Source organism: Tabrizicola sp., from assembly GCF_051645465.1.
Lineage (GTDB): Bacteria > Pseudomonadota > Alphaproteobacteria > Rhodobacterales > Rhodobacteraceae > Tabrizicola.
The window spans coordinates 1-24686 of the sequence record NZ_JBOFBI010000319.1 but is presented as its reverse complement, the minus strand read 5'-3'; the positions used below and the strand labels follow the sequence as shown (position 1 = coordinate 24686).

The window sequence follows — 24686 nt, the reverse complement described above, 5'->3', positions numbered from 1 at the left end:
GCTGGTTCACACCAGGCTGATCGACACCCGCCGGTTCTGGCGACCCTTCTTCTCGATCTTCCCGATCTCGATCCGCCCGATCTCGCCGGTTCGCCGGACATGGGTGCCACCGCAGGGCTGCAGATCGATCAGCGTCGGGCCATCCGAGATGCGCACGAGCCGCACTTTGCCCTGCCCCATCGGCGGGTGGACCGACATCGTCTTCACAAGGCCCGGGTTCGCCTCCAGTTCGGCATCGGTGATCCATTCTTCGCTCACCGCAAGATCACGCTCGATCAATGTGTTTAAAGCCTCTTCCAGGGCCGCGACATCCCCCGGCGGCTCGGGCATGTCGAAATCGAGACGGCCCTTCTCGGCCGCAATCTGGCCACCGGTGACCGGCAAAGGGATCACCACCGACAGAAGGTGAAGGGCGGTATGGATCCGCATATGCCGGTGGCGGCGGCCCCAGTCGATCAGCTGCTGCGCCGGCGCGCCGATGGGGGGCATGGGCAAGGGCTCGGCCGGAACCAGCGCCACCCCGCCCTCGACCTTCAGCGCCGTCGCAATCGGCATCCGCCCTCCGCCCCAGTCCAGCACCCCGCTGTCGCCGGGCTGGCCGCCCCCGGTCGCATAGAAGATCGACCGGTCGACGATCAGCCCGCCCTCGGGGGTATGGCCAATGATCTGACACTCCGCCGCCGTCTGGTAGGCGTCATCCCGGAACAATAGCTCGGTCACCGTTCGGCCCCTTTGACATCTGTTGCCGCCGGCGTCTTGCGGGCGGGCTTCCGCTTGGCGACCGGCGGACGCTCCTCGTGCACCAGATCTGCCAGCGCCAGCACAGTCTCGGCGGTCTTCAGCGGATCAGGCTCGGCGGGGGGCGCCGGTGGCGGCACGATATTGATGCCCTCGGCGGCAAGCCGCTCCATGATCCGGTGGTTCATCTCGCTGCGCACCTGCAGGCCGAAGTTCACATCGCGCAGGATCACCCGGACCTCGAAGTTGAGCTGCGTCGGAGTGTAGCCCATGAAGACGATCAGCGGCGGCGGGTTCAGGATGGCCAGCGGCTGTTCTTCAGCGATCTCCTTCAGGACCCGTTCGACCTGCCGCGTGTCCGACCCGATGGCCACCGACACCGGCACGATGATCCTGCCCGACAGGTTGAACCGCGTCCAGTTCGTGACCCGGCCCGTGATCAGGTCGGCGTTCGGCACGATCACGTCGTTGCGGTCGAAAGTCTCGATCCGTGTCGACCGGACCGAGATCGCCCGCACCTTCCCCTGCACCCCGCCGACCTCGATCCAGTCACCCTCGCTGACGGGGCGCTCGATCAAGAGGATGATCCCCGAGACGAAGTTCGAAACGATGGTCTGCAGACCGAAACCGATACCGACCGAAAGCGCACCGGCTACGATGGCAAGGCCCGAAAGATCGATCCCCGCCGCGTTGATCGCAACCAGTGCGGCAAGGAAGAACCCCACATACCCGACCCCAGCGATCAGCGCGGTCTGCCCGCCCTGGTCAATCTTCGTCTTCGGCAGGATCGTCGTTCGCAACGCCCCCTGGAAAAGCCGCGTCAGCATGTAGCCGATCACGAAGACCACGGCGAAGACCATGAAATCGGTGGGCGAGATCGTGGCCCCACCCAGCGTGAAGCCTTCGGTGAACCGAGTCCAAAGCTCGGTCAGGTCCGAGAACCGCGCGCCCCAGATCAGCGCGAAGACCGGCAGCGAGGCGATGGTGATGCCGAAGCCCGCCAGCACCGGGATCAGCGCATCGCCCGGCTTGTCGTCGGCCTTGGTGATCAGCGCCCAGACCTCGCTCAGAACCCGCTGCAGGATGAAGAGAAGCGTGACGAGCGCAAAGGACAGCATCGCCGGGTAGATCACCGCTTCCGCCGCCTGGACATAGCCGAACCCAGCCAGGATGGGACCGGTGAACCCCATGAAGCTCAGGCCCCGGGCCAGAAGCTGGATGAGGCGCAGACTGTAGTTCGAGCCCTTGTCCTCCAGTTCGCTGGATCGCCGCAGGGTCCGGCCAAGGCGCATCAGGACCAGCCCGCCCATCAGCAGGATCGGGAACGACATGACTGCGGTCGTCGCGTCCGAGTAGGCCTGCGCGTCCATCGCGGCCGAGCGGAGCTGATCGGCACCGATGACGATACCCATCAGAACGGCCAGGAACCGCCCTTCGGCCCGCCGCTCTGGCGCCAGTGGCAGCACTGCGCCATCGCCCTGCAACCGCGGAAAGGCCCGTGCGCCAAGCCAGGCGGCTGCGAAAAGCACAAAGCCAGCTACGGGCAAAGCCCCGACGATCGAAGTGCCGATCTCGCCGAACATGCCGCTGGCTCTCAGCGCCCAGGTCAGCGCAACCACCCCAAGCGTCGGCAGGACGATCCCGGCCAGCGAGGCGACCAGCGCCCAGAAATGCCGCCCCCGGACAGAGGCCCCCTCCTGCAGCCGTTCCGCAAATCGCTCGGTCCAGCGCCGGACATATACTACCAGTGCCACCGCCACGGCGACCAGCACCAGGATCAGCGGCAGATTGTCGAACAGCACCCCCCGCGCCTCCGGGTCGGCCCAGGCGCTGGCGATTTCGTCCCACAGCCGCAGAAGCGTGTCGGACAGCCCGATCGCCGCCTCGGGCCAGTTTGTCGGGTTCAACGGCGACGGCCAAAGCTGCAACAGCTCATCCGCCTGCCGTTCGCGCAGTGTCCGGTCGATCTCGTCGATCAGCCCGTCCGCCCGCCGGTAGGCCTCTTCCGCCGCGATCCCCGGCGCCTGGACCTTGACCAGCTGGCTTGCCAGCTCCTGCCGCCGCTTCGAGATATCTTCGGCCTCTGTCGCACCTTCCGTCGGGGCCGGGCCTAGTGCCTGCAGCTGCTGGCGCAGCGTCGCGATCCGGGCCGAGTTCGCGCTTTGCGCGTTCAGCAGTGCCGCCCGCCATTTCGCCAGCTGCGAGCGGATCTCTTCCAGCCGCTCACTTGAGGTCCGGCGATTGCCGATCTCGGCCTCCGCCCGCTCGGCCGTCTGCTGCCAGATGGCATAGTCAAGCTCAGACCCGTCTGTGGCGGGCTCCACCGCCGGGGTCTCTGTCGCGGGCTGGTCCTGCGCCAGGGCGGGTGACGCCATCAGCGCCAGAGCCAACCCCAGCCAAAGAACAAGCTGCCTCATGCGTCTTCAAAGACCGCCGGGATGGCGCGGGCTGGCCGGTCCAGCCAGTCCGGCACCGGCAGGCCCTTCTCCCGCAGGAAGGTGGGATTGTAGACCTTCGACTGATAGCGGCTGCCGTAGTCGCAAAGGATCGTGACAATCGTCTTGCCCGGCCCCATCTCGCGCGCCATGCGGATCGCACCGGCGATATTGATCCCGGTCGAGCCACCCATGCAAAGGCCTTCATCCGTCAGCAGGTCAAAGACGATGGGCAAGGCTTCGCTATCAGGGATGCGATAGCTGAAGTCGGGTTTGAACCCCTCGAGGTTCGCCGTGATCCGTCCCTGGCCGATCCCTTCGGTGATCGAATTGCCAGGGCTTTCCAGCTTGCCCGTCGTATAGAACGAATGCAGCGCAGCACCCTCGGGATCGGCCAGACCGATCTTCACGCCCTTGGGCTGCAAGGCCGCCGCAACGCCCGCAAGCGTGCCGCCCGATCCGACCGCGCAGATGAAGCCATCCACCTTGCCCCCGGTCTGATCCCAGACCTCCGGCCCCGTCGTCTCGATATGCGCCTGCCGGTTCGCGACGTTGTCGAACTGATTGGCCCAGATCGCGCCATTCGGTTCCGTCTTCGCCAAAGCCTCGGCCAGACGGCCCGAGTAGCGCACATAGTTGTTCGGGTTGCGGTAAGGCGCCGCCGGTACCTGCACCAGTTCCGCCCCCGCCAGCCGCAGCATGTCCTTCTTTTCCTGGCTCTGCGTCTCTGGGATCACGATCACCGTGCGAAAGCCCATGCTTGCGCCGACGAGCGCGAGCCCGATCCCGGTGTTGCCCGCCGTCCCCTCGACAATCGTCCCACCTGGCTTCAGCAAGCCCTTAGCGACAGCGTCCTTGATGATGTAAAGCGCCGCCCTGTCCTTGACCGACTGGCCCGGGTTCATGAACTCGGCCTTCCCCAGAATCGTGCATCCGGTGATCTGCGATGCCTTCTTCAGCTTCAAAAGCGGCGTGTTCCCGATCGTGTCGGCCAGATCACTGTGAATGCGCATGGGGGCGGTCCTTCCTTGGTCCCCAAGGTGTATTGGGCTCGCAGGCCAAACTCAAGCCACGAGACTCGACGGTCGGCTGAGGTGGATCGCCGACCAGCGGCGTTCATGGCAAATGAGCAGAACTGACACAATCGTGGCCGTGGTGCTGTGGTTCGGTTCGCGGAAATTCGCCAGTCGCGTCGGCTGTCACAGTAACTTCACCTGACTGTATTTCGACAGCGAAGAACCGGGCCTAGAGCCTGATGCCAGTCCACCTAATCGGTCGCCCCAGATGGTTCAATCACAGCCAGTCCTTGTGGCCGCATCGAACTTGCAGCGCCTCTCCGTTGTGGTTCCCCTGCGAAATGAAGAAGAAGCGGTTTCTCCGCTGGTCGAAGGGATCGTGTCGGTTCTCGGCCACCTTGCCTTCGAAATCCTGCTTGTCGACGACGGATCGACGGACCGGACACAGGAGATCTGCCTGGCGCTAGCGGCAAAGGACCGGCGCATCCGTGTTCTGACGCACCCGATCGCCGCCGGTCAGTCCGCAGCACTGCATTCCGGCGTCCGAGCGGCTTTTGCACCCATCGTCGCAACTCTTGACGGCGACGGACAGAACCCGCCCGAAAACCTGCCGCGCCTGATTGCGCCCCTCATGGCGCCCGACGCTTCCCCCGCTTGCGGTCTGGTTGCGGGGCAGCGGGTGGGCCGCAAGGACAGCCTGTCGAAACGACTTGCGTCGCGCTTTGCCAACTGGCTGCGGGCGCTCGTCCTGCGCGACGGCACCCGGGATACCGGCTGCGGGCTCAAGGCCTTCCGGCGCGATGCGTATCTCGCCCTGCCCTACTTCAACCACATGCACCGCTACCTGCCCGCGCTCTTTGCCCGCGATGGCTGGCAGGTGCAGCTGGTCGACGTCACCCATGCGCCCCGGCGATCAGGCCGATCGAAGTATGGCAACCTCGACCGCGCCCTTGCCGGGATCGTCGATCTCGCCGGAGTGGCCTGGCTGATACGCCGGCGCAAGAAGATTCAGGCCGTGACAGTGTCACCCGAGGCCATGGCGGTGTCGCCCGGGAGTGTTGCGGACAAACGCCCTGCTCCCCGCGTACAAGAACTCACCCGAAGGATAAGCTGATGCGCGAAGTGCTCTGGTCTGCCCTGCACGTTCAAAGCTGGGCCGAGTTCTACTGGGTCATGATCGGTCTGACAGGGCAGCTTCTGTTTACCGCCCGGTTCCTTGTCCAGTGGATCGCGTCCGAGCGTGAGAAGCGGTCGGTCATTCCGATTGCGTTCTGGTACTTCTCGCTCGGCGGAGGCCTCGTACTGTTCAGCTATGCCGTATGGCGGATGGACCCGGTGTTCATCCTGGGGCAGTCCATGGGCCTGGTGATCTATACCCGAAACCTCTGGCTGATCCATGCAGAGCAGCATCGCGATCCCTCGGTCGCCCGGAACTGATCCGGGCCGGACGTCGGCCCGGTCGGCCGACGTGATCGCATTTGGCGGGATTCTGGCGCTTGTCCTGTTTCGAGCGGTGCTTGCCTTGTTCGACCGGACCGAGCTGTCGACCGACGAGGCGCAGTACTGGTTCTGGGGCCAGCATCTGGATTTCGGCGCCTACTCCAAACCTCCGCTGATCGGCTGGATCATGCGGCTGGCTACCGATCTGATGGGGCAGACGGTCTGGGCGGTGCGTCTGTCGGCAGTGCCGTTCCACGGGGCGACTGCGGCGGTGATCTATGTGTTCGCCCGCAGGATTGCCCCGCACCCAGTGGCGATGCTGGCGGCGATCCTCTATCTGACCACGCCTGCGGTGGCACTTGGATCGGCGCTGATGACGACCGACACACCGATGTTGCTGGCGGCGGCTCTGGCCATGCTGGCGCAGGTGCGGCTGGCCCAGGCGAATTCCATGGGACAGCGTGACGCGCGTTGGGCGATCGTGCTGGGGCTTGCGCTTGGGTTCGGGCTTCTGGCCAAGCACGCGATGCTGTTCTGGCTGGTCGGCGCGGCCGCGGCTGCCGTGCTGTCCCCGGCGTGGCGCGTCCGGCGGGCCGACGCAGGTCTCGCGGTGGCCGTCTTTGCCGCAGTGATTGCCCCGCATCTCGTATGGCTGCTGCAGAACGGCTCTGCCACTTTCGTCCACTTGCAACACATCACCGATGGCGAAACCCTGTCACTCCTGCGACCGCTCCGGTTTTTGGCGGAACAGTTCCTTGTGATGGGGCCGATCGTGTTCTTTGCTATGCTTCTGGCCGCCTGGCGCCGCGAACAAACCGGATGGACAACCGGTCTTGTTGCCCTGGCGCTTACACCTTTGGTGATCGTTCTTGCCCAAGGCGTGAACGGACCGGTCCTTGCGAACTGGGCAGTGCTCTATCTGGCTCCGGGCTCTGTGCTCGCCGCGCTTTGGCTTGCCGGGCACCCCTTGCTTGGACAACTGTCAATCGCCCTCGGCCTTTTGGTGTCGCTGGCCCTGCCGCTGGCAAAGGTCTTCGGGACCGAGCTGCCAGGCCCGAACGACCGCCCCCTGCTCGCCCGTTATCTGGGTCACGCCGAGACGGCGGGGTGGGCGCTTGACGCCGCGGGTGCTGCCGGCGCGCGCACGCTGGTCGCCGAAGACCGGGACCTCCTGGCCGATCTGTCATGGTTCGGCGCGAAGACGGATCTTGCCATCCGGGCCGTGCCACCGCGCGGCATGCCCCGCCATCACTGGGAGATGACGGCCCCGTTTCAGCCAGCAGCGGACGCCGCACCCGTGGTTCTGCTCCTCCGCGCCGAAAGACCGCCGCCCTGCCCAGAAACGCCAGAGATCGCCCGGTTCGTCGCCGGTCCCGGTTTCGCGGCGAACGAGACCTTCGTCCTGTTCCGTCTGGACGACCCTTCCTGCCTTGCAAGAAAGGTTGCCCCGCGATGACCGGGAAATCGTACCAACAGCTCCTGGTCGCCTACCTTCTTGCCGTAATCCTGGCTCAGATCATTTTTGCTGCCTTCCCACAGATCGACCTCGCAGTGTCGCATCTCTTTGCTAGGGGGGCGGAGGGGTTTCCCTGGGCGGACGGACCCCCCATCTGGATCAACCTGGTCATCCGCCAGATCGGTGAAGCCCTGGTCGTTATCCTGGTTGCGGGGTGCGTGATCGGCGCACTGACCGGCAGATTGGGGGGCCCGGATCTGCGGGCCTGGGGGTATCCTGCCCTTTGTGTCGTCCTGTCAAGCGGGGCCCTCGTCAATCTGCTGCTCAAGACCCATGTCGGCCGCGCGCGTCCTGCCGACATAGCCGAGTTCGGCGGTGAAGCAACGTTTTCTCCCGCCTGGCAGGTGGTCAGGCAATGCCCCGACAACTGCTCGTTTGCGTCCGGTGAAGTCGCCCTCGCGGCCGGGTTTGCGATTACGGCGGTTGTGCTGCTTTGGCCGCAGATGGGGTCGCGGCGGGCGCGGCTCTTCGCAATACTCGTGGCGGCCGCCTATGTCGTGGTCGTGGCCTTGCTGCGGATCGGCCTCGGCCGCCATTTCCTCAGCGATGCCGTGTTTTCGGTCCTGTTCTCTGCCGGGGTGGCGCTTGTCCTCTATCCGCTCATGCGGATCGAGCAAGCGCGGCTTGGTTTCAGCCCGATGACACCCATCGCAGTTGGACGGAAATGGATCGCCGACTGGCAAGCCAGAGCGTCCGTAATGCGAAAGCGGGTGCCATGACCGTTGCGGCGGCGCGCATCTCCGGCAGGGCGGTCCCAAGCCTGGGATGGATCGCGCTGGCCCTTTTCGCGCTGCTGACGTTTCTGCCCGCCTTCGCCACCCTGCCCGTCGTAGACCGGGACGAGGCCCGCTTTGCCCAGGCAAGCCGGCAGATGGTGGAAAGCCGCGACTTCGTCGACATCCGATTCCAGGACGAAGCGCGCCACAAGAAGCCGGTCGGCATCTACTGGCTGCAAAGCGGCGCGGTCCTTGCGTCGATGCAGGGGCCTGAGGCTGATCTCTGGATCTATCGCCTGCCGTCGCTGGCCGGTGCCTTGCTGGCGGTTCTGCTGGTCGCCGTCGTCGGGGCGCCACTGTTCGGCACCGGCCCGGCCCTTCTTGCCGCCGCGGTCTTTGCCGGTGGGCTGGTCATCGGCGGCGAGGCACGGATCGCCAAGACCGATGCCGCGCTCCTGGCCACCATTCTCGCCTCGCAAGCGGTGCTGGCCCGACTCTATCTGCGTCAGGCGGCGGGGCACGGGCTGGCTTATGCCTTCTGGCTTTCGGTGGCGGCGGGCATCCTCATCAAGGGACCGATCGGCCCGATGGTGCCGCTCTTTACCGCCGCTACCCTCGCTATCCTCGACCGCCGCGCCGACTGGCTTCGGCCGCTCTGGTCTCTCTGGCCGATCGTCGTCGCACTTCTGGTGACAGTTCCCTGGTTCGTGGCAATCACGCTCCGCAGCGACGGAGCGTTCTGGCTTGGGTCGGTCGGCACAGATCTTCTGCCAAAGATCGCCTCGGGTCAGGAAGGCAAGGGCGCGCCGCCGGGCAGCTATCTTCTGATGCTCTTCTTCACCTTCTGGCCGGCGACGCCGCTTCTGCTTCTTGCCCTGCCGGCCATCTGGCGCGCCCGCCGCGAGCCTGCAACGCGGTTCTGCCTGGCCTGGGCGCTGCCGGTCTGGCTCCTTTACGAAGCCATCCCGACAAAGCTTCTCCACTATACTCTGCCCGTATTTCCTGCACTTGCCCTGCTGACCGTCGGCCATCTGCCCGCTGCCCTGACTTCCGCACGAAACTGGCTCAAGGGCCTCGCGGCGCTGGCCATTCTGCCAGGTCTCGCCTTTGGCGCAGTCATCCTCACTTACGCAGCGACGACAAACGCCGGACCGGCGCCTCTGTTGCTGGCGGGCGCGGGACTAGCCGGTGCCATCGTTGCAATCGCTGTCGGACTTCGGGCCTTTGCCGGGAACGAGCCATGGCGGCTTGCCGCGTCCTTTGCCGCCGCCGGGGCGATCCTGTATGGAGGGCTCTTTTCTGCCGTTGCCCGAATGCCGGTGCTCTGGCCGACCGACGCGGCCATTGCCAGCGCCAAGGAGATCGCGGCAGCGCAAGGGTGCGACCGCCCCCGCCTGACCGGCTGGGGCTACACCGAACCGTCCCTTGTCTGGCGCGGCGGGCGGGAAACCCGATTGCTCCCCGCAGCCGCCAGCGCCGACGCGATCCAGCCCGGCGCGTGCCAGGTCGTGGTCCGCGCAATCGATGCGGATAGCGCGGCGACCCCGCCCCCCGCGGGCTGCCGGTCAGCGGCCAAGGTCGAGGGCCTTGCCATCGGCGCGGGGAAATACGTCAGGCTGGACATCCTCGACTGCCGGGGGCTGCCATGAAGCACGTGGGGTCGAACGACGGGCTGCAAGACCGCGCTGAACCGGTTGCCGCTGGTCTGACCGGTCCGGTCTGGCTGCCCGGAAATCCGGCCGCACAAAGCCGGACATCAATCCTTGTGGCGTTGACGCTTGGCATGCTTCTCGTCGCGGTCATCGCCGACGCCCCGATACGCGCGCTTGCCCAATCGCTCGATCCGTCGCTCAAGATCACCCTGCGCTACGTCACCGGGTTCGGGAACTCCGCGTGGCCGCTTGGCATTGGCCTGGCACTTCTTGGCGTGGTCTGGTTCGTGCGGCGGCAAACGACCCCAATCAATCCCGCCAACTTGCAGTCCCTGCGCTCGGCCCTGATCCTCCTCGTCGCCTCGGTGGCGCTCAGCGGCTTTCTGGCCAGCCTGTCGAAACACATCATCGGTCGCATCCGCCCGTCGACCGACGCCGATGCCCAGGTGCTGGAGTTCTGGTTCATGGCGTTCAAAAGCGGCTGGGCCGCGTTTCCATCGGGCCACGCAACGACAGCGACAGCGGCCGCCATGGCCTTGGCGCTCTGCTTTCCAAGGCACGCCTGGGCTTTTCTTTCCATCGGCGTCACCGCCTCTCTCTCGCGTGCGTTGCTCGAGGTTCACTGGTTCTCCGATTGCCTCGCCGGGGTTGTCCTCGGCGCATGGTTCACCGTCGTCATGCACCGCAGGATGGTTGCAAGGGGTCATCTGCCGCAGGTCGCGCCCGGAACGTTGGGCCTCGTGCTGACCCAGGCGGCAGTCGAATTCAGCCGCATCGCGGCGGTCGCCGCGACAACGATCTGGACGCGGGCAACTCACCGCAACCCGCCAGTCGATCGCCGCTAGGCCAGACCGGCAGCTGACCCGCCTTTACGTACCGCCAGTCAGGCACCACGCGGGCCTGCACCCTACGGCAGCCGTTCCGAGGGGATCACCTCTCGCGAGGTAAGTCCGCCGTTGCGAAGAATGCCAAGTTGGGTCCCCTGCCCGATGCGATCGAACGTCAGCAGACGCACCAGATCGTCAGTCCCCGCCACCGCCCGGCCATCGAGCTCCACGATCACGTCCCCCTCCCGCAGCCCGGCTTTGTCAGCGGCCTCGCCCGCCTCGACGCCACCGATCCGCACCGCCTGCCCCGCAATCCCAAGCGCAAGGGCAATCCGGCGGGGCACGGGCACACTCTGGGCAACAATCCCAAGATGCGCGCGCCGGACACGTCCATGGGCAAGGAACTGACCCACGGCGAACATCGCGGTCGAACTCGCGACCGCAAAGCAGATATTCTGGGCGCCGTTGATCATTGCAGTGTTGATGCCGATGACCTCGCCTGAAGCCGCGACCAGCGGGCCGCCCGAACTGCCCGGATTAAGCGGCGCATCGGTCTGGATCACGTTGTCCATCAACCGGCCCGACCTTGCACGCAACGACCGGCCAAGCGCCGATACCACACCGGCGGTCACGGTAGATTCAAAACCAAGCGGATTGCCGATGGCAACCACCAGCTGGCCGCGCCTCAGCCGCAACGAGTCGCCAAGCCGTGCCGGTGCGACGCTGACCGGCCCGGTGCTGCGCAAAAGCGCGAGGTCAAGATCGGGGTCCTCGCCGATGATCGTCGCCTCGGCCTCGCCGCCATCGGGAAAGCGCAGACCCAAACGCCGGGCGCCGGTCACGACATGGCTGTTGGTCAGCACGAAACCATCGTCGGTGATCACGACACCGGACCCGAACCCCGACGGATCGCGGCGCGCGCCCAGGCGTTCGACGCGGACCACAGCCGGACCCACAGCGTCGACCGCATGCGTCACGACACGCGAATAGGCGTCGAGGGCGGCGGCTTCGCCCGCATCGCTGCCGGGATCATCGGGAAAAAGACGGGCGGGACTGCTCATCAGGTTGCTCCCGGTTGCTGCGAAAGTTCAAAGATGGATGACACCAAGGCGCGCCGCGTGGGCAACCGCATCGGTCCTGCCGGTCGCATCAAGCTTGTCGGTCAGCGAGCGGACATGGAACTTGGCCGTGTGGACCGAGATTCCCAGCCGACGCGCGATAAGCTTGTTTGACGCACCCTCCGCCAAAAGCCCAAGCACCTCGCGCTCGCGCGGGGTCAGCAGGTCTTCATCGCCGGTTTCCGTGGCGGGCTGCACCGTCGCGATCAGCGCGACATCCGCGGCCTCGCCTTCGTCGACCAGCGTGATGCCCGGTACGCCCGTCAACAGCCCGACAAGCCTTTCGGCAAGGCCCTGATCTGCGATCTGCAGCGCGATCCTGATCGTGTCTGCGAGGGGCTGGCCGGACTTGCTCAAGCGTCCGGCCTTTCGCCGATCGTCAGCGTGACCGTCCTCGCTTCGCCCGCGCGCCTCAGGCCGAGCGAGACCACAGTCCCCACGCTTGCCGGCCCAAGCTCACGCATCATCTGGCGTATCGGGCGCATCGGCTGATCGTTCCAGCGCACAAGCACGTCACCCTGGTGCAGACCTGCCACCGCCCCAGGGCCAGCCGGATCGACCGAGACGACAATGTTGCCGGTGGCGTCTTCCCCGTCGACCTTTGTCGGCCAAAGACTGAGGCCAAGATAGCCGTGCGCGATGCGGCCATGCTTGACAAGGCTGTCAGCAACCCGCTCGATCGTCGCCGTCGGAATGACCAGCGCCCGCCGGCGTGGACCGTAGACCACCATGCCAAAAGCCTGCCCGGCAACATCGAGCGCCAATCCCCCCTCGGCGCTTTTGCCAAGCCGCAGATCCAGATCGATGCGCGCGTCAATCTCGCCGCCGCGCATCGCCCTCCAAGGCCCCGAGGCATGCGACACGACCCCAAGATGCGCCGTTGCCGCGCCCTCGAACGATCCAACCGCAGCCACTAGCGAACCCGCAACAGGGGTCGACGTCACAAACGCGGGCTGCGGCACGTCGTCGCCCTCATACCGCAGCACTGCCACATCGGTCGTGGGATCGCGGCCAACAAGCGTGGCGCTGACCCTGGCCCCGCCCGGCAGCACCAGCTCATAAGGCCCTTCGTCCGCCAACGCCTCCTCGCAGGTCACGACAAGACCCGGGCGCCAGGCAAAGCCGCTGTGTCGGCTCCGGTGGCCATGGACCCCGACGACGCTGCGCGACGCCGTGGCAACCAGTGTCGAAAGGTCGGTCGAGAAGGATTGCAGTGCTGTTGCGGACTGGGCCATCGTAAGCGCTCCCTTGCTGTATCCAGCCAATGTGGGAGACTTCCGGCATCACCGCCACCTGCCCTGATGGTCAGTATCGTCTCCCCGCCCGCGGGAGCATGACGTCTTATCCGATCATGGCCCGCCGGTCCTGTGCTTCAGCCATTCCCAGGTCTGCCGGATGCCATCCTGCAACCCCGTCTCCCAACGCCAGCCGAATTCATTCATAACAAGGCTCGCGTCCAGCACGGATCTTGGCACGTCCACCGGTCGCCCCGGCTTGAAAACCGGATTAAGCGTCCTGCCAGTCGCAGCTTCGATATGCTCGATGATCTCGCGGATCGAGGTGCCTTGCCCGCTGCCACCATTGTAGACGCCGACCTTTTCAGAGACCGCCGCAGCGACACAAAGGCGGGCAAGATCTTCGACATAAAGATAGTCCCGCACGACCTTGCCATCGCCCCAGACTTCGATGGGCTCATTGCGGGCAACCCTGTTCAGGAAGGTCATCACCACCCCTTGAACGCCCACATGCGCCTGGCGGGGGCCATAGGGGTTGGAAGGCCGGATGATGGCATACCTCAGCCCGCGTGTACGACCGTAAAGCTCGATGTAATGCTCGATGGCCGTCTTCACGATCCCATACGAGTTCATGGGGCGAAGCGGATGACTTTCCGGCGTGGGCACGACCTCGGGGATGCCGTAGACCGTCCCACCGGACGACAGGTATAGAAGCCTGTTAACCTGGAACTTCTCCATCGCGTCCAAGAGACCAAGGGTCGGAATGACATTGTCCCGCACGTCCGCCTGCGGGTCGAGCTCGGCCGTCCCCGGAAAGGTCGCGCTGACCAGATGAAACACCAGGTCCACATCGACCAGAGCTTCGATAAGCGCCATCGAATCCCTGAAATCGCCGAAGAGGTAGTCCACACCGCTTACCGGCGGTCGGAACTTCTCGGGGTATCTGTCGAACACACGAACCGAGTGACCCGAGGCCACCAGCTGATCCACGATATGCGAACCGATGAAGCCGCAGCCCCCAAGAACCAGAGCTTTCATCTGGCAACCCCCTTCACGTTGGTGACGGCCACTTCCAGCCCGCGACTTTCGGCGACAACTCCAAACAACCGTTCTATCGCATGCAGAACGGTCCCGTCGCTCCCAACCGGTTCGGGCGGATAGTCGTGCCAGCCAAGCCCAAGATCCACAAACGGCTGCAGAGCCGCCGCCCGAATCCAAAACATGGAACCTATCGGGAAGTCGATGAATTCCGGAAGCCCGTCCAGCCGAAGCCGTGGCGCCAGCCCGCGCGCCAGATCTTCGTTGGCCGACCAGGCCATGGTGTTAGGGTCTGACGGAAAGGCAATGCCCAGGCGTTCGTTCTGCGCGAAGGCCGCCAGGATGCGGTCCATCATAGGCCCGCCGTCCCTGCCGCCGATCATGTTCTCGTAAAGGAAGTTCACCCACCGCTCCACAACATCGCGGTCCGAAAGCAGAACGCTCTTCTTGGTATGGACATGTCCGATCAGATCGTAGTCGCGCAGAAGTTCGCCGCCGAACTCGGTCAAAAGCGGACCAATGTCGCGTCCGCGGTTCACAACCACCCGCGCCGCCACGATGCGCCCGCGATAGCCGCTAAGCATCTCGACGGCGGCGTCCAGGCTCTTGCGATCCCCTGCGTTGACGAAAAGATCGGGCTGCGTTTCGTTCAGCGCCAGCCGCTCTGCAATGGACGCGACGACGTCGGGATAATAGGCGTGAATGTGCAGCGCCGTCTTCAGTGGGGTCTTGCCCTCGGGCAAAGCCGACTTCGCAGTTTCCCGGATGACGGATCGCAGCCACGGTCCCGCCGGCCGCCCCCGCCGCAAGAACTCGGCATAGGCGTCCACGTCCGTGACGCCTTCGGCCTCAAGGTGCCGGGCATAGACCAGCGCGTTGAACCCGGCTTCAGGACGACGCGGGGCGGCCTGCCGTTGATTGTCGTTCAAGTAGTACTTGACCGCTTCGGTCTTGTGGGACGCTCCGGTTTTGCCAGACGCTTGTAGCCATCTCGGCAGCATGAAGGCGGCATCGATGCTGTCAGCCTCACCGATCGTGGCGGTATCCTCGGCGAGACGGGATGATGCGTTATTGACGTGCAATCCAAGTGCCTCGATGCGGGCGGCATAGGCATTGAAATCAAAAGTGCGCGCCGCGAAGGCCTTCGACGCTTCAGTCACTTGCCGATAGGCCTCGGGCGAGCGGATGAAGCGCAGTACTTTCTCCGCTGCCTGCCAGGTATCCAGATAGTCGGCGACGCAGGCGTCGCGCAGGCCCCCATTCGTCAACAGATCGGCAATACCGGTGGTCTTGTCAAAGCAGACAACGGGCAGCCCTTCAGACAACGCATCGATCGCCACGTTGGGCAGGGGGTCAAGCCTGCTCGTCAGAAGAAGCACGTCAGACAAAGCATAGGCATGCTCGATTTCAGAGGTCTCTCCGATCATCAGCATTCGGTCGGTCAGACCTGCCCGCTCGATCTGGTCCTTCAGATAAACGGAATAGCCAGCATCGCGCTCCGGATCGTAACCTGCACCAATCCAGGCAAACCGGGCATTCCGGCCCTCGCTGGTTGACAGGACACGCCGCGCAACATCGATGAAAAGGTCGACACCCTTGCGCAGCTGCACATAGCCCGCTCCAATCACCAGGAACTCCCCGGCATTTCCGCCCCCCGGACGCAGCCGCGTGGTAAGGTTGTCACGTTCGGCCCGAAGCAGCACTTCATTGCTGTCATGGCGCGGCACTTCGCAGCGCCCCTGCGGAAGAACATGGAACCGGGAGGTTCGCACGAAAGACGTCTGGTCCAAGGCGTTCCGGATCGTAAGTTCGCTCGAAAACACGACCTCGTCGGCCTCACAGAGCGCCTCGGTGAATGCACCTGTGGGCAAAGTATAGGACGCGAACTCGTGCAGCAATGCAACGCTCGGGATCTTGCGCAGGCGGAGCGCGCCAAGGATATGCCTGGATTCGATCGAGTTCACCACAGCAAAGGCAGGCGTGGTCTGCGCAACGATCGCGTCTACAATTTTTAGAAAGTTTGGCCCGATCCCGCTCTCATGCCCAACCTCGTAAAGCTTGGTAGAAACCTGAAGGAAGTCAGCGACAAGATCGCCAGCGCGCATGCAGACAACGAAAGTGTTGTATCTCGACGAAAGGGCCTTTGCCATGTTGTACGCCAGGATCGGTGCTCCCGTGCGGCTGGCGTCATGGGTCACAATGATTGCGCTAGGCAACTCTGGCCGGAAGGGCACCTGACCTTGTTCGGAAAGCAAATCTGCCCCGTTGCTGCTTTTCGCGACCGCGCCAGTCTGGATCGGCGGAAGGTCGCGGTTGGGGTCGCGCTTCTTGGCACTGCGACCGAACCGCGACTTGGCTCTCCGCGGCAGCGGCGATCCGTCGGATGACAGCATCCGCAGCGCCTTGAACTCGATGAACTTTCCTAAGTTGCTCAGCGGCCGATTGCGCGCTTTGCGAAGGTCATGGATGCGGTCGTTCAAGTCATTCTCTAACGCCTGGCTCCGAAGCGAGGCCTCATGCATGGAATGCATGACCGCTCTCATTTTTGTCTCGCCATTTGCGAGGGCCGTATAGGCTTCAGCAAGTTGAGCCGACAAACGCTCAACATCGTCCCGAAACGACTCTTCGACCTCCTGACGCACACTTGCGACTTCGCGGTGACACGCCAGAAGTTCGTCAAGCACCGTGACGACCGTACCTGAGGCCACATCCATCGCGTCCCGTGTTCGGTCAAGCACTGCATGATCAGAAGACTCCTCACCCGTCCGGGACCAGCGCGTCAGAATGCCCAAGGTTGAGGCCAGCCAATCCGATGTGTTCTCAAGTCGCGGGATCGTGAGGCTCTCCGATGACAGATGTTTCAGGTCAGCGCTGACGAACCGTTCGACATCGCTTGCCGCTGTCGGCACAGAACGTGGAAAGACCACGTCGAGAGTGCTTGAAATGCGGCTGACCAGACTGCGCCAGTCGGACAAGAGCTGATCATAAGAGACGAACACCCGCTTCTTCCCACGGGTTGCGATTTCCGCATCCAGAACATGGCGCAACCATAAGTACTGTCCGTAAAGTGGCTCATGCCCATGCCACCGCATCAATGAGGCCGCGACCTCAACCGGGTTGCGGTGAATGCAGACATAGACCGGTTGAACGCCCTGTTCGGTCAGAACCTCCTCCCAGAACGGCACCAGACGGCAGTGCCGAGGGTCCTTGATCACGCACAGATTGGAGGTGGCGAATTCTTCCACAAATGTGGCACTGGCAAGTTTCCGGAACTCCGTGGCTGCCGTCGAGGCATACCAGGTCTCGGGAAACCGCTTCAGATCGAACCAGGCCATCCCCGCCGAGACCAGAACATCCTCGTTCAGATAGGTGATCTTGTTAGATTCAAAGAAACCCTTCGCGTTCATTTCTATGGGTGGCATCAGGTCGGCTGGCAGGTCACAGCCCATCTCGCCAAGGACCCCCGCCATGGCCGATGTGCCCGACCGATGCATGCCAAGAACGATCAGGGCCTTCCGAATACCGTTTTTCCCCATACCTTTGACCCGCCCTCTGATCGTACGCCGTTGACCGCGAGCAACACCAAAGGAAGCCGATTTGCAACCCTGTGGGGTTCTTGCTCAACTTCGACGCGCGGCAGCGCGCCGAAGCGTCGTCTCAAGCCACGCGGACTGACAGGGCAGCTGGTCCCCGGCCGATGCGCCCCCGTCCAACCACATCGATCCGCAACGCAAATCCTCCACACCTGGCGCTTCACATCAGCGCCGCCCGGCGGACAACCTCACACCGTCCGCACTCCGCCTTGCTTCAACCCGTTCAGGCCGCTATCAGCACGCAGGCTGCATGTTCCATGCTGCGCGGCCGCCAGGTCGTTCCCGTTCAGAGGTGCCTTGTCGCAACAATGATCAGCCACCTGAAAGACTGGTGGGCGCGAAAAGCGAAGCAGATTTCGTCCCGCAGCCCCCTTGGCCGTCTGCTTCTGGAGAGCATTCCGGAACATCGCTGGCGCTATCTTGCCGCAACGCTCGCCATGGTGATCGTCGCCGCGATGACCGCCGCGACCGCATGGATCATGGGCTCCATCATCGACGCCATGGCCAACCCCGACGACAGGGCCCGCATCCTGATGGTTGCAGGCGCCGTTGCGGGCATCTTCATCGTGCGCGGCTTCGCCTCGTACGCGCAGATGGTGCTCATGGCGCGGGCAGGAAACCGCATTGTGGCTCAGAAACAGGCAGATCTTTATCGCCGTCTGCTTGACCAGGACGTCGCCTTCTTCTCGGGAACCGAATCCTCCGACGTCCTCGTTAGGGTCACGCAAAGCGCCCAGATGGCGCGCAGTGTCATCGACACGATCGTGACCGGCTTCGTCCGTGACCTGCTGACGCTGCTCGGCCTCGTCGCGGTGATGTTCTGGCAGCAACCTTTCCTTTCGCTCGTGAGCCTCATAATCGGCCCAGTCACGCTTTGGGCGATCCGGCGCATCCTGTCGCGGGTACGCGCCGTGATGTCGCTTGAACTCGCTGGCCTCGCCGAGATCTTCCGCGTGGTTCAGGAAACCTCGGTCGGCGCGCGGGTGATCAAGGCCTTCGCACTTGAACGGACAATGATCGACCGGATGGAAGTCGCCGTGCGGGCGGTGGAAAAGCGGGCCAACAAGATGGTCCGGCTTGAAGCGGCGACCACGCCTCTGATGGACACCATCGCCGGGCTCTCGATCGCGTCGATCGTTGTCCTCAGCACGGTCAGCCTCTTCGGCAGCACCGCCGGCACCCCGGGCCAGCTCATGTCCTTCGTCACGGCTTTTCTCATGGCCTACGAACCGGCAAAGCGCCTTTCCCGGATGCGGGTCACGATAGAGGCAGGCATCGTCGGGGTTCGGATGATGTACGATCTGCTCGACCGCCCCCTGACGATGGTCGAGGCCGCCGATGCCGTCGATCTGCCGGCCGGGCCGGGTGTCATTGCTTTGGAAAACATCAGCTTCAGCTACGGCAGTGGTCGACGCGTTCTTGACGGGATCAGCATCGAGTTGCCGCGGGGCGGCACGACCGCGCTCGTCGGGCCATCAGGCAGCGGCAAGTCGACAATGCTGAACCTCCTCCTTCGTCTCTACGATCCCGATGAGGGTCGCATCCTGCTCGACGGCGTCGACCTGCGGCAGGTGCGCTTCGCGGCGCTGCGCCGGAAGATGTCCTATGTCGGGCAGGACACCTTCCTGTTTTCAGGAACCGTCCGCGAAAACCTTCGCCTGGTCCGGCCCGAAGCGGATGACGCCGAGGTCGTCGAGGCCGCGCGGGTGGCGCACGCTGACGAATTCATCGAAACACTGCCGCAAGGCTACGAAACTCCGATCGGGGAAAATGGCGTCTTTCTGTCGGGCGGGCAGCGTCAGCGGCTTGCAATTGCCCGGGCCGTGCTGCGACGGCCCGAGGTCCTCCTGCTGGACGAGGCGACGAGTGCGCTCGACAGCCATTCCGAAGCACTGGTGCGCGACGCGCTCAACCGGGTGACGCATGGAGTGACCACGATCGTCGTCGCCCACCGCCTGTCCACCGTCCTCCGCGCCGAGATGATCTGCTATCTGGAGAATGGCAAGCTGGTCGAAACCGGCCGCTTCGATGAGCTCATCGCGCGCGGCGGCAAATTCCACAGCCTTTACGAACAGCAGTTCCGGGTGTCGTGATCAGGTCCGAAGTTCCCTACATATAACAAACCTGCGACCAACGGGCAGGGTTGGCGGCTTCTTTCTAGACTATTCCACCAACTGCACCACAGGCGGCTCGCCCCAAATGGCCGTTCCATCTTCACGAACCCACATTGGGCGCGATGGCGTAGACAATCGGATCTCAATGTCCCGCCATCCATAGACATGGTCACGACCGAACGCGAGCGCGAAGCGTCGACCTGGAATTGGATTCATCGTGGCCGAGACATCGGGGCGATTGGCTTTCTTGAAGTGCGCGATGTCCCAGTCCTGGATTGCGCCGTCGTGGCGCGTTCGCACCCAGCAATGCATTCCGCTGGCTATGCCATGCGGATCGTTATCGAAAAAGTAGCACGTCAGGTAAGCAGCTTCATATCCGGCGGCGCGCAGAGCGGCAACGAGATAGGTGTTGATATCGATGCAGTTGCCGGACGTACAGGCGACAATCGGGACCGCGTCCTGCCCGAAGTACCAACGCTCTGCGAGCGGCACCTCGCCGTAACTGAACCTCGCACTCGTATCGGCGACGATTGCTGCAATCCCCGCAAGGCCCCCGCCGACGGAACGGGCAATTTGCTGGGCTTCTTGCGCAAGCTCTGCCGCCGCAGTGGTAACTGGCGTGCCCTCCGGACGATAGGCGTCGGATGACAGCCCAGGGCCTGACGATGAGAAGCTGTGTACGAGCTTTGCGCGGTCCGTAGGGGACGGCGGCTTCAGCACGACCGCACGCTGACCCGACCGCCGTTCGGCAACGATCGTAGCGTCCCAACCCCGCGGCGCTTCAAGGGCCAGAAAACTCTGAAACTCAGTCTCGATCCCAAGCGGCGCAATCAACGCAACAGCGCCGTGCATAGCGGCCGTGTCGGTCAACTCGATGGAAATGACATCGGACTTCATGGGTGCCGCCGCAAGAATGCCAAGTATTTCACGCGGTTCCACTCATGCGGGCACGTGCGGCCAATTACTTATTGATGGCCCGTTACGGAACGATGACACCTCCTTGTGGGCTTCTCGATCCATAGGTCAATAAGGCCGTCTTGTCCTCTGAAAGGTGTTGTCAGACGAAAGTGATCTGCTAGGGTCAGGAGCAGGAATCTCGGGGGCGGTCGCGGCGGCATGCTTGGCAGTTACCAAGCAAACAAAGGCATTTGACCAACCGACATGAGTGGCGGGCGGTGGAAAGCGCCACCCCAGTCTTTTTCTGACAAAGCCGAAAACTGAGCTTCGAGGTCTGCTTCACGAACTGAGCTACCATTTATCACAAGGAATTGCAGGTCAGAAATCGGCCTATTGATGAGAGAAACGGTCCGTTAGGGCCTCACTGGATTTGTGCCGCACCCGGGTTCGAACCGACTACCAGCATCAGACCCCATTGGATTCAGAAGCCATCCCGCATTCGCGGTGTGTTGCGACCTTCAGGGGTCAGGCAGAACAATTGTGAAGGTCGCGCCCATGCTTTCGCCTTCACTCTGGATGCGAATCGTGCCGCCATGCGCGTCGATAATCGCCTTGACGATTGCCAGCCCAAGGCCGGTCGACGACTCACCGGCCGTTGGTTTCGCCGATAGCCGTTGAAACTTTCCGAAGGCACGGGACTGGTCATCCGGCGTCAGACCCAGCCCCTCGTCCCGGACCGAAATCTCTGTGCAGCCTGCGCGCTTGCGGGCCTCGACGAAAATCGACTTTCCGGCGTTCGAATACTTGATCGCATTGCTGATCAGGTTGTCGACGGCCTCAACCAGTTTGTCTTCGTCGCCCTTCAACATCATTTCTGTGGGCGGGCTATACTCCAGCGCGATCGACTTTGCTGCGGCTGCCGTAGCGTTGAGTGCCACGGCGAGATCGCAGGCGCGCGCGAGGGGGAATTCGTGTACATCGATCTTTAATTTGGTCGCATCGTCTCTTGCCTGGACGAGGCAAGATGCAATCTGCCTGTCCATGCGTTCAACCATTGAGGCAATGGACTCGCAGTTTTTTCGCACCTTCTGCGTCAGGTCGGCGTTGGAGTTATGCTTTTCCAGCAGACCCTCAATGATCTCGGATCGGCTAAGAATAGCCGAAAGTGGATTTCTAAGATCATGTGCCATCATTCCAAGAAGGGCGGTCTTCGCCAGGTTCGATTGCCGCAGTGCGTTCTGGCGATTGGTAAGACGGCGGGTTGCCAGCGAAAGCGAGGCAACCATGGCTTCCATTTCCTGCTGAAGTTCCAGCCTCTGGAACTCTGCCTCAGCGCGCATTGCAAAAATCTGGATGACGGACAAGGCTTCTTCGGGGGCCTTGATCGGATGCCTGGAAAGGACGGCAAGATGGCCCATGACTTTGCCGTCGACACGCCGAATTGGCACGCCGACATAGCCTTCATACCCCACCTCGACTGGGAATCTGCGGTAAAGACCTTCGCTTACGGTCATTGTCTCTCCACCGTAAACCAACAGGCAGGGCGTTCCCTCCAGATCGTATTCGAAGCTCTTCTCGTCGCCGTCGTCGCTCCAGCTTGAAATGGAGCGTGCCTTGACCGGTGGCTTGCCGACGCCAACCGTCACAAACACCAACGAGGCATCCATTGCGAGGCGCATGCTTCTGACCAAGCCGGACAGGAATGGAATTCCGACTGAGTGGGCCGTGCTTGATGCAATTTCGCTTAGGATATCGCGCATCGTGCTTGCTACCGAAAAGTTGCCTGACAGGTGAACCCGCCACAAAAAGATGTTCCAGTTTACGCACTGGGCGTCAACAACATGTCGACTCGGTCGCGATAGTCAGAGGCTATGCCTCATGTTACACCTTGGCCTTATGGTCAAGGTACACAGCCAGAACATGACCCTGGCGGCGAGAACGCGAGCCGACATGAACAGGTCCGAGCATCTCTCGTAACGCGTGGCGATCCTGCGCCAGTAGTTCAGGCGGGCGGGCATGTTCTTGATCGTCTGACGGTTGCAGCAAGTGCGGCGCAGGCTGACGGAACGGACGATTTCCGGCATCGGACCAGCTAAGCGCGAAGCAACGCGCGGGTTCCCTTCAAAAGCGTCTTTGAAAGTCAGACCATCGCGCTTGCCGAGGCTCCGGGTCAAGTCTCACACATGACTTTGGGGCAAGCCGGCATCGGCGATGGCAAACGGCAAGAGCTCGGCAACCGTCGGATGGATACCGACCACCCGCAGGATCTGATCGGCGGTCATATCGGCATACATCGCCACCAGCAGCGACTGGACAGCCTCGTCGCCGCGAAAGCCAAGCACGCTTGCTCCGAGAAGCTTGCGGGTCCGGGTGTCGAGGACCACTTTCATGAAACCGCGCGTCTCGCCGCTTTCGTTTGCCCGCCCGACGCGCCTCATGTCGCGCCGCCCGACCGCCACCTCGTGACCCGCCGCACGCGCCTCGTTCTCGCTCATGCCGATCCGACCGAGTGGCGGATCGACGAACAGGGCGTAGCATGGGATGCGATCCGACACCCGGCGGTCCGCCTTGTTCAACAGGTTATCGGCCACGATCTCGTAATCGTTGTAGGTGGTGTGGGTGAACGCCCCGCGGCCATTAGCTTCGCCCAGTACCCAGATATGGGGCTGGACGGTGCGGCAGGTCTCATCGACCGGAATCACCCCTCGCGGATCGGCAACGAGGCCGGCTGCCTCGAGACCAAGATCATCGGTGTTCGGACGCCGCCCGGTCGCCGCCAGAACGTGGCTTGCCGTGACCTCCGTCACCTCGCCCGTCGCAGTGGTAAAGCGCAGGCGCGCAGGTGTGGCGCCGATCACTTCCAGATCGAGAACGCCGCTGTGAATCTCGACACCCTCGCCCTCGAGAATCGCCCGCACGCCAGCGATCACATCGGCATCCTCTCGGAAAATGATCTGCGGCGCGCGCTCGATAACAGTCACCTTCGCCCCGAAGCGGCGATAGATCTGTGCAAATTCGAGAGCGATGTAGCTCCCGCCGATGACCACCAGATGCGAAGGCACCTCTGTCAGGTCCATTATGTTGCTGTTGGTCAGAACCTCGATCGACCCCAGACCCGGAACCGGTGGCAGAACGGCGCGGGCACCGACATTGATGAATATTCTCTCGCCCCGGATCCGTCGTCCGTCGATCTCGACCTCGTTTGGGCTGGTGAAGCGCGCGTGACCCCGGATCAGCGTCACGCCCTCGGTCTTTTCCATCCAGGCGGTGACGCTGCTGCGAGCTGCCATCACGACCTCGTCCTTGCGGGCCTTGACCTGGGTCATGTTTACAGACAACCGCTCGATCTCGGCGCCGAAACGTGCGCCCTCCCGGGCCATGAAAACAGCGTAAGCGCTTGCAACCATGGTCTTGGTCGGCATGCAGCCATTGTTGACGCAGGTGCCACCCATGTGTTTGCGCTCGATAAGCGCGACCTTCTGCCCGTTTCCGGCGAGGCGCGCCGCAAGAGCCGGGCCAGCCTGCCCCGCCCCGATGACTATCGCATCGAACTCCCCCATCTTCACCCTCCTCCCAGGTTCAGAGACAATGTCGCTGAACTTTCCCCCCTTCTAAAGCCCGCGTCATTGACTCTGTCGCGGATCGACGAATTCGTCCTGATCTATCACCATGTTTAGAATTTTGGGCAGTGCCTTGCCTCAAGGTCTTCGCGTCATCCGTCCAGTGCGCGGGCAAGCAGCATTGCACTGACCATCGCCACGCCGATGCAAAGACACGTGACGCTCCATCCGAAATGGGCGTTGACCTGCCCCAGCACCAACGCGCCGACCAATCCCCCCAGATAGTAGCTGGTGAGATAAAGCCCGGTCGCCTGTGCCCGATCATTCTTGACGGTGCTTGAAATGTATCCGGTGGCCGACGCCTGGGCGAAAAACGTGGACGCCCCCACGATCGCCAGCCCGGCGAGAACCACCCACAGGCTTTGCGACACGACCAGCAAAAGCCCGCACAGGGCCACCGCCAGCGACAGGATCAGTGTCGCCCGAGGACCCCGCGCGCGCACCACGCTGCCCGCAAGCGGTGTGGTGACGATGGCGGGCGCAAAGACCAGATAGACGAGGCCAAGCGACATCGGCGAAAGACCAAGGCCGTTGACGAGATGAAGGTTCACATAAGTGAAAACCCCGACAAAGATGAACAGGATCACGAAGCCGATGCCGAACGCCGCGCGCAGCCCGGGGACGGACAGATGCCGCTTCCAGGCCGCCAGTGCGGGACCGCCGCGCATTGGCGGACGATCGTCGCTTGCGCCGATCAGCAGAAACGCACAAACGGCACCGACGACGTTCAG

The 24686-nt window shown here is 63.3% G+C and carries 19 protein-coding genes; 7 read left to right on the top strand and 12 right to left on the bottom strand.

The features are described from left to right. Positions 1 to 6 precede the first annotated feature (6 nt). The 3 genes from ACRCSW_RS20595 to ACRCSW_RS20585 are packed head-to-tail and all read right to left on the bottom strand — an operon-like array spanning position 7 to position 4186. Complete coding sequence (locus ACRCSW_RS20595) at positions 7 to 720, bottom strand: alanyl-tRNA editing protein (protein ID WP_438707527.1); 714 nt, start codon at positions 718 to 720, stop codon at positions 7 to 9. After that, positions 717 to 3155 carry a DUF3772 domain-containing protein gene (locus tag ACRCSW_RS20590; RefSeq protein WP_438707526.1) on the bottom strand — a complete coding sequence of 813 codons (2439 nt, stop codon included), beginning with the start codon at positions 3153 to 3155 and terminating at the stop codon, positions 717 to 719. The genes ACRCSW_RS20595 and ACRCSW_RS20590 overlap by 4 nt, the downstream gene beginning before the upstream one ends. Then, complete coding sequence (locus ACRCSW_RS20585) at positions 3152 to 4186, bottom strand: cysteine synthase A (protein WP_438707525.1); 1035 nt, start codon at positions 4184 to 4186, stop codon at positions 3152 to 3154. The genes ACRCSW_RS20590 and ACRCSW_RS20585 overlap by 4 nt, the downstream gene beginning before the upstream one ends. Before the next feature lie 271 nt (positions 4187 to 4457). Here ACRCSW_RS20585 and ACRCSW_RS20580 point away from each other — a divergent pair, with 271 nt between their 5' ends. Genes ACRCSW_RS20580 through ACRCSW_RS20555 form a run of 6 tightly spaced genes read left to right on the top strand, consistent with a single transcriptional unit; the run spans position 4458 to position 10358 of the window. Further along, a complete protein-coding gene (locus ACRCSW_RS20580; RefSeq protein WP_438707524.1) occupies positions 4458 to 5303 on the top strand; it encodes a glycosyltransferase family 2 protein in 846 nt (281 codons plus the stop codon). Then, on the top strand, positions 5303 to 5626 hold the full coding sequence (locus tag ACRCSW_RS20575; RefSeq protein ID WP_438707523.1) for a lipid-A-disaccharide synthase N-terminal domain-containing protein: 324 nt from the start codon (positions 5303 to 5305) through the stop codon (positions 5624 to 5626). Before ACRCSW_RS20580 ends, ACRCSW_RS20575 begins: the two co-directional genes overlap by 1 nt. Then, on the top strand, positions 5586 to 7085 hold the full coding sequence (locus tag ACRCSW_RS20570) for an ArnT family glycosyltransferase (protein ID WP_438707522.1): 1500 nt from the start codon (positions 5586 to 5588) through the stop codon (positions 7083 to 7085). The genes ACRCSW_RS20575 and ACRCSW_RS20570 overlap by 41 nt, the downstream gene beginning before the upstream one ends. Then, positions 7082 to 7864 carry a phosphatase PAP2 family protein gene (locus tag ACRCSW_RS20565; RefSeq protein WP_438707521.1) on the top strand — a complete coding sequence of 261 codons (783 nt, stop codon included), beginning with the start codon at positions 7082 to 7084 and terminating at the stop codon, positions 7862 to 7864. Before ACRCSW_RS20570 ends, ACRCSW_RS20565 begins: the two co-directional genes overlap by 4 nt. After that, positions 7861 to 9510 carry an ArnT family glycosyltransferase gene (locus ACRCSW_RS20560; RefSeq protein WP_438707520.1) on the top strand — a complete coding sequence of 550 codons (1650 nt, stop codon included), beginning with the start codon at positions 7861 to 7863 and terminating at the stop codon, positions 9508 to 9510. The genes ACRCSW_RS20565 and ACRCSW_RS20560 overlap by 4 nt, the downstream gene beginning before the upstream one ends. Beyond that, positions 9507 to 10358 (top strand): phosphatase PAP2 family protein, encoded by an 852-nt coding sequence (locus ACRCSW_RS20555; protein ID WP_438707519.1) that lies wholly within the window; start codon positions 9507 to 9509, stop codon positions 10356 to 10358. Before ACRCSW_RS20560 ends, ACRCSW_RS20555 begins: the two co-directional genes overlap by 4 nt. Before the next feature lie 62 nt (positions 10359 to 10420). On the opposite strand, the gene ACRCSW_RS20550 is transcribed toward ACRCSW_RS20555, so the two are convergent. From ACRCSW_RS20550 to ACRCSW_RS20530, 5 genes are all read right to left on the bottom strand, one after another. Beyond that, on the bottom strand, positions 10421 to 11401 hold the full coding sequence (locus ACRCSW_RS20550; protein ID WP_438707518.1) for a S1C family serine protease: 981 nt from the start codon (positions 11399 to 11401) through the stop codon (positions 10421 to 10423). A gap of 27 nt (positions 11402 to 11428) precedes the next feature. Continuing rightward, positions 11429 to 11815 (bottom strand): response regulator transcription factor, encoded by a 387-nt coding sequence (locus ACRCSW_RS20545; protein ID WP_438707517.1) that lies wholly within the window; start codon positions 11813 to 11815, stop codon positions 11429 to 11431. Further along, positions 11812 to 12693: a S1C family serine protease gene (locus ACRCSW_RS20540; protein ID WP_438707516.1), complete on the bottom strand. Its 882-nt coding sequence runs from the start codon at positions 12691 to 12693 to the stop codon at positions 11812 to 11814. The genes ACRCSW_RS20545 and ACRCSW_RS20540 overlap by 4 nt, the downstream gene beginning before the upstream one ends. A 114-nt stretch (positions 12694 to 12807) precedes the next feature. Further along, positions 12808 to 13731, bottom strand: a complete 924-nt coding sequence (locus ACRCSW_RS20535) for an NAD-dependent epimerase/dehydratase family protein (RefSeq protein ID WP_438707515.1) — start codon at positions 13729 to 13731, stop codon at positions 12808 to 12810. Further along, complete coding sequence (locus tag ACRCSW_RS20530) at positions 13728 to 17201, bottom strand: rhamnan synthesis F family protein (RefSeq protein ID WP_438707514.1); 3474 nt, start codon at positions 17199 to 17201, stop codon at positions 13728 to 13730. The genes ACRCSW_RS20535 and ACRCSW_RS20530 overlap by 4 nt, the downstream gene beginning before the upstream one ends. A gap of 380 nt (positions 17202 to 17581) precedes the next feature. Here ACRCSW_RS20530 and ACRCSW_RS20525 point away from each other — a divergent pair, with 380 nt between their 5' ends. Next, positions 17582 to 19417, top strand: coding sequence for an ABC transporter ATP-binding protein (locus ACRCSW_RS20525; RefSeq protein ID WP_438707513.1), 1836 nt, complete (start codon positions 17582 to 17584; stop codon positions 19415 to 19417). A gap of 69 nt (positions 19418 to 19486) precedes the next feature. Here the strand turns inward: ACRCSW_RS20525 and ACRCSW_RS20520 are convergent, their stop codons facing one another. From ACRCSW_RS20520 to ACRCSW_RS20505, 4 genes are all read right to left on the bottom strand, one after another. Next, the gene (locus ACRCSW_RS20520) at positions 19487 to 20335 is read right to left on the bottom strand and encodes a transglutaminase-like domain-containing protein (protein ID WP_438707512.1); all 849 of its coding nucleotides are present in this window, start codon (positions 20333 to 20335) and stop codon (positions 19487 to 19489) included. Between the two features lie 518 nt (positions 20336 to 20853). Then, a complete protein-coding gene (locus ACRCSW_RS20515; protein ID WP_438707511.1) occupies positions 20854 to 22014 on the bottom strand; it encodes an ATP-binding protein in 1161 nt (386 codons plus the stop codon). Positions 22015 to 22512: 498 nt separating this feature from the next. Further along, positions 22513 to 23895, bottom strand: coding sequence for an FAD-containing oxidoreductase (locus tag ACRCSW_RS20510; RefSeq protein ID WP_438707510.1), 1383 nt, complete (start codon positions 23893 to 23895; stop codon positions 22513 to 22515). A gap of 152 nt (positions 23896 to 24047) precedes the next feature. Continuing rightward, a partial coding sequence (locus ACRCSW_RS20505) for an MFS transporter (protein ID WP_438707509.1) occupies positions 24048 to 24686 on the bottom strand: 639 nt, incomplete at its 5' end.

What these genes read in the sequence shown, in the direction of transcription:
- ACRCSW_RS20510 (WP_438707510.1), bottom strand. Translation starts at nt 23,895, where the DNA reads ATGGGGGAGTTCGATGCGATAGTCATCGGGGCGGGGCAGGCTGGCCCG.
- ACRCSW_RS20570 (WP_438707522.1), top strand. Translation starts at nt 5,586, where the DNA reads ATGCAGAGCAGCATCGCGATCCCTCGGTCGCCCGGAACTGATCCGGGC.
- ACRCSW_RS20560 (WP_438707520.1), top strand. Translation starts at nt 7,861, where the DNA reads ATGACCGTTGCGGCGGCGCGCATCTCCGGCAGGGCGGTCCCAAGCCTG.
- ACRCSW_RS20590 (WP_438707526.1), bottom strand. Translation starts at nt 3,155, where the DNA reads ATGAGGCAGCTTGTTCTTTGGCTGGGGTTGGCTCTGGCGCTGATGGCG.
- ACRCSW_RS20525 (WP_438707513.1), top strand. Translation starts at nt 17,582, where the DNA reads ATGCTGCGCGGCCGCCAGGTCGTTCCCGTTCAGAGGTGCCTTGTCGCA.
- ACRCSW_RS20575 (WP_438707523.1), top strand. Translation starts at nt 5,303, where the DNA reads ATGCGCGAAGTGCTCTGGTCTGCCCTGCACGTTCAAAGCTGGGCCGAG.
- ACRCSW_RS20535 (WP_438707515.1), bottom strand. Translation starts at nt 13,731, where the DNA reads ATGAAAGCTCTGGTTCTTGGGGGCTGCGGCTTCATCGGTTCGCATATC.
- ACRCSW_RS20550 (WP_438707518.1), bottom strand. Translation starts at nt 11,401, where the DNA reads ATGAGCAGTCCCGCCCGTCTTTTTCCCGATGATCCCGGCAGCGATGCG.
- ACRCSW_RS20580 (WP_438707524.1), top strand. Translation starts at nt 4,458, where the DNA reads ATGGTTCAATCACAGCCAGTCCTTGTGGCCGCATCGAACTTGCAGCGC.
- ACRCSW_RS20540 (WP_438707516.1), bottom strand. Translation starts at nt 12,693, where the DNA reads ATGGCCCAGTCCGCAACAGCACTGCAATCCTTCTCGACCGACCTTTCG.
- ACRCSW_RS20555 (WP_438707519.1), top strand. Translation starts at nt 9,507, where the DNA reads ATGAAGCACGTGGGGTCGAACGACGGGCTGCAAGACCGCGCTGAACCG.
- ACRCSW_RS20585 (WP_438707525.1), bottom strand. Translation starts at nt 4,186, where the DNA reads ATGCGCATTCACAGTGATCTGGCCGACACGATCGGGAACACGCCGCTT.
- ACRCSW_RS20530 (WP_438707514.1), bottom strand. Translation starts at nt 17,201, where the DNA reads ATGGCGGGGGTCCTTGGCGAGATGGGCTGTGACCTGCCAGCCGACCTG.
- ACRCSW_RS20565 (WP_438707521.1), top strand. Translation starts at nt 7,082, where the DNA reads ATGACCGGGAAATCGTACCAACAGCTCCTGGTCGCCTACCTTCTTGCC.
- ACRCSW_RS20515 (WP_438707511.1), bottom strand. Translation starts at nt 22,014, where the DNA reads ATGCGCCTCGCAATGGATGCCTCGTTGGTGTTTGTGACGGTTGGCGTC.
- ACRCSW_RS20520 (WP_438707512.1), bottom strand. Translation starts at nt 20,335, where the DNA reads ATGAAGTCCGATGTCATTTCCATCGAGTTGACCGACACGGCCGCTATG.